Annotated in this window: 5 protein-coding genes; 4 read left to right on the top strand and 1 reads right to left on the bottom strand. The window is 26.8% G+C overall.

Annotated features, from left to right (window positions below; all coding sequences use genetic code 11):
• The 3 genes from BN899_RS09905 to BN899_RS09895 all read left to right on the top strand — a co-directional run.
• Nucleotides 1–197 (top strand): TatD family hydrolase (locus BN899_RS09905; protein WP_042274993.1); only part of this gene is annotated, 197 nt, incomplete at its 5' end.
• A gap of 57 nt (nucleotides 198–254) precedes the next feature.
• Complete coding sequence (locus tag BN899_RS09900; RefSeq protein WP_042274992.1) at nucleotides 255–866, top strand: DUF975 family protein; 612 nt, start codon at nucleotides 255–257, stop codon at nucleotides 864–866.
• Nucleotides 867–1,461: 595 nt separating this feature from the next.
• Nucleotides 1,462–2,556, top strand: coding sequence for a DUF871 domain-containing protein (locus BN899_RS09895; protein WP_042274991.1), 1,095 nt, complete (start codon nucleotides 1,462–1,464; stop codon nucleotides 2,554–2,556).
• A 39-nt stretch (nucleotides 2,557–2,595) separates the two neighbouring features.
• Here the strand turns inward: BN899_RS09895 and BN899_RS09890 are convergent, their stop codons facing one another.
• Entirely contained in the window at nucleotides 2,596–3,840 is a 1,245-nt protein-coding gene (locus BN899_RS09890; protein WP_052356790.1) for a DUF1002 domain-containing protein, read from the bottom strand.
• Nucleotides 3,841–4,157: 317 nt separating this feature from the next.
• Between BN899_RS09890 and BN899_RS09885 the strand changes: the two genes are divergently transcribed.
• The gene (locus BN899_RS09885) at nucleotides 4,158–6,059 is read left to right on the top strand and encodes a PAS domain-containing sensor histidine kinase (RefSeq protein ID WP_052356789.1); all 1,902 of its coding nucleotides are present in this window, start codon (nucleotides 4,158–4,160) and stop codon (nucleotides 6,057–6,059) included.
• The last annotated feature ends 43 nt before the right edge of the window (nucleotides 6,060–6,102 follow it).

Raw genomic sequence — 6,102 nt, 5'->3', positions numbered from 1 at the left:
TATTAGATAAAATTCCATTAGATAAACTATTAGTAGAAACTGATGGCCCAACAGCTCTTGAGTGGTTAAATGGAGAATATGGATATCCAAGTATTATAAAAGAAGTAGTTATAAAAATATCAGATTATAAAAATATCGATAATAAAAAGTTAATAAATATAATTTATAAAAATTATAATAATTTATTAAATTTATAATAAAATGAAATTTGAGGTAGAATATGTATATACAAACAGAAAAGAGGTATTATATAAATGGTTTCAAATGCGGAATTAAAGAGAAGAGCGAAAGAACAACTAAGTGGAAAATGGGGATTGGCAATAATAACATTATTTTGCTATAACCTTGTAATTTCAATCTCAGGATATGAATCAGAAGGAACTATGACGTCAATTGTGGCTTTAATAGGATTTTTACTTATGGGGGCAATTGAAGTTGGAGCAAGTAGATTTACTTTAAATTTAGCAAATAATAAATCAAAGGCGAAGTTTACTGATTTGTTTTCGGGTTTTGATGTATTTTTTAAAGCATTAGGAGTAACTGTAGCTGTAACTATATTAGTAGCTATAGGTACTTTATTATTAATAATTCCTGGAATTATAGCTCTATTTATGTTTTCACAAGTATATTTTATATTAGCTGAAGACTCTAGTGTAGGTGTCATAGAATGCTTAAAAAGAAGTGCTAAAATGATGAAAGGATATAAAATGGATTATTTTATACTACAATTAAGTTTTATTGGATGGTTTATAGCATGTATATTTACATTTGGGATAGGTTTTTTATGGTATATTCCTTATAATCAAGTTACAACAACTAACTTTTACTTAGAGTTAAAAGAATGTGATAAAGAATTAGATGAATAATAAGTTTAAAGACAAAAGCCTAGTTATATACTTAATTTAGATAAGTGCATAACTAGGTTTTATTATAACTATTTTTCATACATAAATTTCCTGAAAATATATGTTGTATTTAGCAGAAAGTTACAAAATTCGACAAAGGGTGTATTATATAATATAAAAGGGGTTAGGGATTTATATATATTTAAATAGAGGGATGTAGTTAACTAAAGAGGGAGATAGTTATCTATAAAATAATCGAATTTATATTAAATTATTAATGTAGTAGGGGAATGTAATAAAAACGGAATAATTATTAAATATCAAATATAAAAAAGTACTATATATGGGAGTGTATAGTACTTTTTTATATTTGATATCTAATGTATCTGAGCTTAGAACCCTAATATTTATTAGAGTAATTATAATAATATAATCATGATATATGCTAAAAATAGTGGAGTCTATGGAATAATCCAAAGACTTCTTTTTTATTTAGGAATTTTTTATCAGAATAAATAAAAGTTTTACTAGATTAAATTAGCTTAAAGTAATATAATTAAATGGAAATGTATAGACAAATTTATAATAATATATATACAATGAAGAGGTGGTTAGAATGGGAAGATTAGGAATTTCAATTTATCCAGATAAAAGTAGTGAAAAAGAAATTTATGACTATATAGATAAAGCTTCAGAAAATGGATTTTCAAGAATATTTTCATGCTTACTTTCAGTAAACGATACTAAAGAAAATATAATCAAAGAGTTTAAAAGTATAAATGAATATGCAAAGAAAAAAGGATTTGAGGTAATATTAGATGTTGCTCCTTCAGTATTTAGTGATTTAGGTATAAGCTATGATGATTTAAGCTTTTTTAAAGAGACTAAGGCAGATGGAATTAGATTGGATGTAGGATTTACAGGGTTAGAGGAATCTTTAATGGCTTTTAATCCTCAAGATTTAAAGATAGAAATAAATATGAGTCAAAATATTCATTACTTAGATACAATAATGGATTACAGACCTAATAAAGAAAAATTAATAGGATGTCATAATTTTTATCCACATAGATTTAGTGGACTTAAATTAAACCACTTTAAAGAATCTACAAAAAGATTTAATAAGTATGGATTAAAAACAGCAGCATTTGTAACTAGTCAAAATGAAAATACTTTTGGACCTTGGCCAGTTACAGATGGACTTCCTACTCTTGAAATGCATAGAAATCTACCGATAGATGTACAAGCGAAGCATTTTATAGCTCTAGATTGTATAAATGATATAATTATATCAAATTGTTACCCAAGTGATAAAGAATTAAAGGCACTAGGCTCTATGAGAAAAGACCTAGTTGAATTTGATATTAATTTATACGATGGTGTATCTGAAGTAGAGAAAAAAATATTATTTGAAGAACTTCATTTTAATAGAGGCGATGTAAGTGAATATATGATAAGATCAACTCAACCAAGGGTAAAGTATAAAGGAGATAAGTTTGAGTTATTTAACGCACCAGATATTATAAAAAGAGGAGATATTGTAATAGAAAGTAGTGACTATGGAAGCTATGCAGGCGAATTACAAATCGCTATTTGTGACATGAAAAATAGTGGAAAATCAAATGTAGTTGGGCGTATAAGAGAAGAAGAAGTTTTTATAATAGATGACATAAAACCTTGGCAAAAGTTTAAATTTAAAGAGATTAAATAATAAAAGGCGCTATGATTATACATAGCGCCTAATTTATTTCTATTGTGCAGGTGGTATTTCAGATGTAGAACTTTCTTCTTTAGAAGACGCATTATTATCAGTAGAATTGTTGTTTTCTTCCTGAGGATTGCTTGCATTATCTTCATTAGAAGCAGGTACATTAGAATTTGAACTTTCATCACCTGGTAAATATTCACTTTTTTGTGGAGTTGTAGAACTATTTTCTGACTCATTTTTATTAGAATCGTTAAATAATCCTGTAAACCAGTTCCATATTTTAGCGAAGAATCCTTCGACTTCTTGGCTTGATGGTAAGTTTATAGCATTTTTATCAGTAGCATCTATTTGTGCATTATCTCCAAGTAAACTATCATTAGTATTTTCTAATATACCAAGGTCTTTACTTTCTCCACCAAATAAATTACTAAACCATCCCTTTATAGTATCAAATATACCAGAATTTTTAACACTTTCACCAATATCAGATAGATTTTTATCAACTATATTAGAAACATTAGATAGTGTATCTTTTACCTTACTATAATCATAATCTTGTTGAGCTATTTTTGACATTAAACCTTCTACTTGTTTTTGTTGTTCAGGACTTAATGTTATATTGTAATTATTTGTTATATTATTTATAGTTTCTGCTATTTGAACAGTATCTTTAGTACCATTTTTTATAATCTCCGTCTTAATGTCATTTATTACCCCTGTAGCTTTATCTTGTCCGATGTCATCACCAAGATCACCAGTAGTAATTAATTCTTCAGTTGCTAACTCTTTTTTATCTTCTGGTAATGGCTTGCCAGTTGCATCTTCAAAAGCTTTCATAACACCAGTTAAACCACCGGTACCAGAAACAGGGAAAGGTGCAGCAACTATTACGTTTGCGTCTACTATGCCAGCAGTTGATAGAGTAGTTGCTATCATTGAACTTGTTACCCATGTAAGGTTAGCAGTTTTTACATTTATACCACTACCTTTTGATGTTGGTTCAACATAAGAACATGATATTGTTATTTTACCAAGTTGTTGCTCACTAGCAACACCTTGTAAGTATTTTCTTTCTTCAGTATTGTTAACTTCTAAAACAACTGCTTCATCTTGATTAACACCAAAATATTTAAGCATTTGTTCTTTTTGAGCAGGCTTTAAGTTTGCGCCAAGAGTAACAACTTTACTACTATCAGCAAACGAAAGGCTAAAGCTTGATAAACAAAGAGCAAGTGCAAGCGTAGTTGCCATAGCTTTCTTTTTTAAATTTGTAAATCTTTTATTCATAAATTTTCATTCCTTTCAACTTAAAAGTTTCAATAATATATCCCCGCTATAGTATACTATAAACTATTTTAAAGTGGAAGGCGATTACAAGATTGTAATAAATATCATGGCTAATATAAGTTTATTTCTATATATGTAGGATATATAATAAAGTAAATATTTTTAATTAAAGGGGAGAAGAAAATAAGAAAAATGTAAGAATTTGTCATACAAAAAATACGATATAATTTGTCAAATATTGAAAGCGACAATACGATATATGATAAAATAAAGTAAGAAATTTAATTATAAAAAGGACTATTTAGGGGGCGATTACTTTGCAAATTATAGATTATATAAAAGTATTTAACACAACTCCACTCCCTGGATTATTGGGAGAATTTAAAATAAGTGAAAAAAATAATTGTGAGGTATTTGAAGTCTTAGGAATAAACCCAAAAATGAAAGAAACATTAAATGAAGTAGATATTTTAGGGAAAAATATTGCAGATATATTTGGAATAACAAACGAAGAAAAAATAAATTTAATATATAGACAAATTAAAAAAGAAAAGGAGTATTCAATAGAAGGATATATACCTAAATTAAATAAATTTTATAAGTTTGAAATAGTACATATTTGTAAAAAAATATATGCAGTATGGCTAAAGGAATTTTTTGAATTTGATAAATACATATCTAATGTATTATCTAAATTAAACTGTTTAATATGGATAAAAGACAAAAGAGGGAGATATGTATTTACAAATATTAATAATAAGGGATTTTATAATCTAAGTGAAGAAAGTATCGTAGGAAAAACAGATGAAGAAATCTTCTCAAAAGAAGTAGCAGATGTATTTAGTAAGGGGGATTTAAAGCTATTAGCTAAAGAAGTAGATCATATATCTGTTTTAAGTTTTGTAAATGATAAACATTATGATGTTTCATCATATCCAATATATGGCGATAATGATGAAGTAATAGCAACTATAGGATTTGCTAGAGATATTACAGGAGAAGATGATTGCAAATTAGAATCAGAAACACAAAAGAAAATGATAGAGTTAATAGGGGACAATATTCCGGATCATATATTCTTTAAAGATTCTGAAGGAGTATTTAGATACTGTAATGAAGCTTTTGCGAAATCAAATGGAGTAAGCAAGGAAGAAATTTTAGGAAAAAATGATTTTAATTTAGGTTCGATAAAAAAATTCTGCGCTTTAAAATATGTAAAAGAAGATGAAAAAGTTTATAAAAATAAAGAAGAGATTATAGTAGAGGATCAAGAAACCAGAGAGGATGGGCGTAAAGTATATAGAGAAACTATAAAATTACCATTTGTTGACAGTAATGGGCTAGTAGGAGGAATTTTGGGAATATCTAGAGATATTTCACATAGAAAAGAAGCAGAAATGGAATTTGAAAGACTTAGAATGGAATTCTTTGCAAATTTATCCCATGAGTTTAGAACACCTCTTAATTTAATATTTAGTTCTATACAACTTTTAAATATGAAATTAAGTAAATGTGACAGTTGTGATAATGAGAAATGTAGCAATAAAGGATATCGTAAGTATATAGATATTATAAATCAAAATGGAATTAGACTATTAAAACTAGTTAACAATTTAATTGATATAACTAAGTTAGATGTAGGAATTTTAGAGTATAATCCTGTTAATTACGATATTATTAAATTTGTCGAAAATATTGTTGATTTATCCGTAGATTTTGCAAGTCAAAATGGAATAGAAATGATATTTGATACAAGCATAGAGGAAAAGATAATAGCTTTTAACTTAGATCAAATGGAAAGAATAATATTAAATTTAATATCTAATTCAATAAAGTTTAATAAGCCGGGGGGGAAAATAGAAGTAAGTATAGACTGTGATGATGAATTTGTAGAGATACAAGTTAAAGATAATGGTATAGGAATACCAAAAGAGGAATTTTCAGAAGTATTTGAAAAATTTAAGCAAGTAAATAATAGAATGACTAAAGTTAGTGAAGGTAGTGGAATAGGATTATCTTTAGTTAAGTCTCTAGTAGAACTACATAATGGCTCTATTACCATTGAAAGTGAACTTAATAAATATACTAAATTTATTATCAAAATACCTAATGTAACCACTAGCAATGAAGATAGTGTAAAAGAAGAACATTTATTATCAAAATATATAGAAAATATTCAAATTGAATTTTCTGATATATATTCTAATATAAATGTATAGTAAAAATAAAGTATCTGGTAATTTCAGATACTTTATTTTTGCA

It is taken from the genome of Faecalimicrobium dakarense (assembly GCF_000499525.1).
Taxonomy (GTDB): Bacteria; Bacillota; Clostridia; order Peptostreptococcales; family Peptostreptococcaceae; genus Faecalimicrobium; species Faecalimicrobium dakarense.
This window is presented reverse-complemented; position numbering and strand designations above follow the sequence as displayed.

Bases quoted from the DNA above. Each gene is read 5' to 3' on its own strand.
- BN899_RS09900 (WP_042274992.1), top strand. From the start codon at position 255: ATGGTTTCAAATGCGGAATTAAAGAGAAGAGCGAAAGAACAACTAAGT.
- BN899_RS09895 (WP_042274991.1), top strand. From the start codon at position 1,462: ATGGGAAGATTAGGAATTTCAATTTATCCAGATAAAAGTAGTGAAAAA.
- BN899_RS09890 (WP_052356790.1), bottom strand. From the start codon at position 3,840: ATGAATAAAAGATTTACAAATTTAAAAAAGAAAGCTATGGCAACTACG.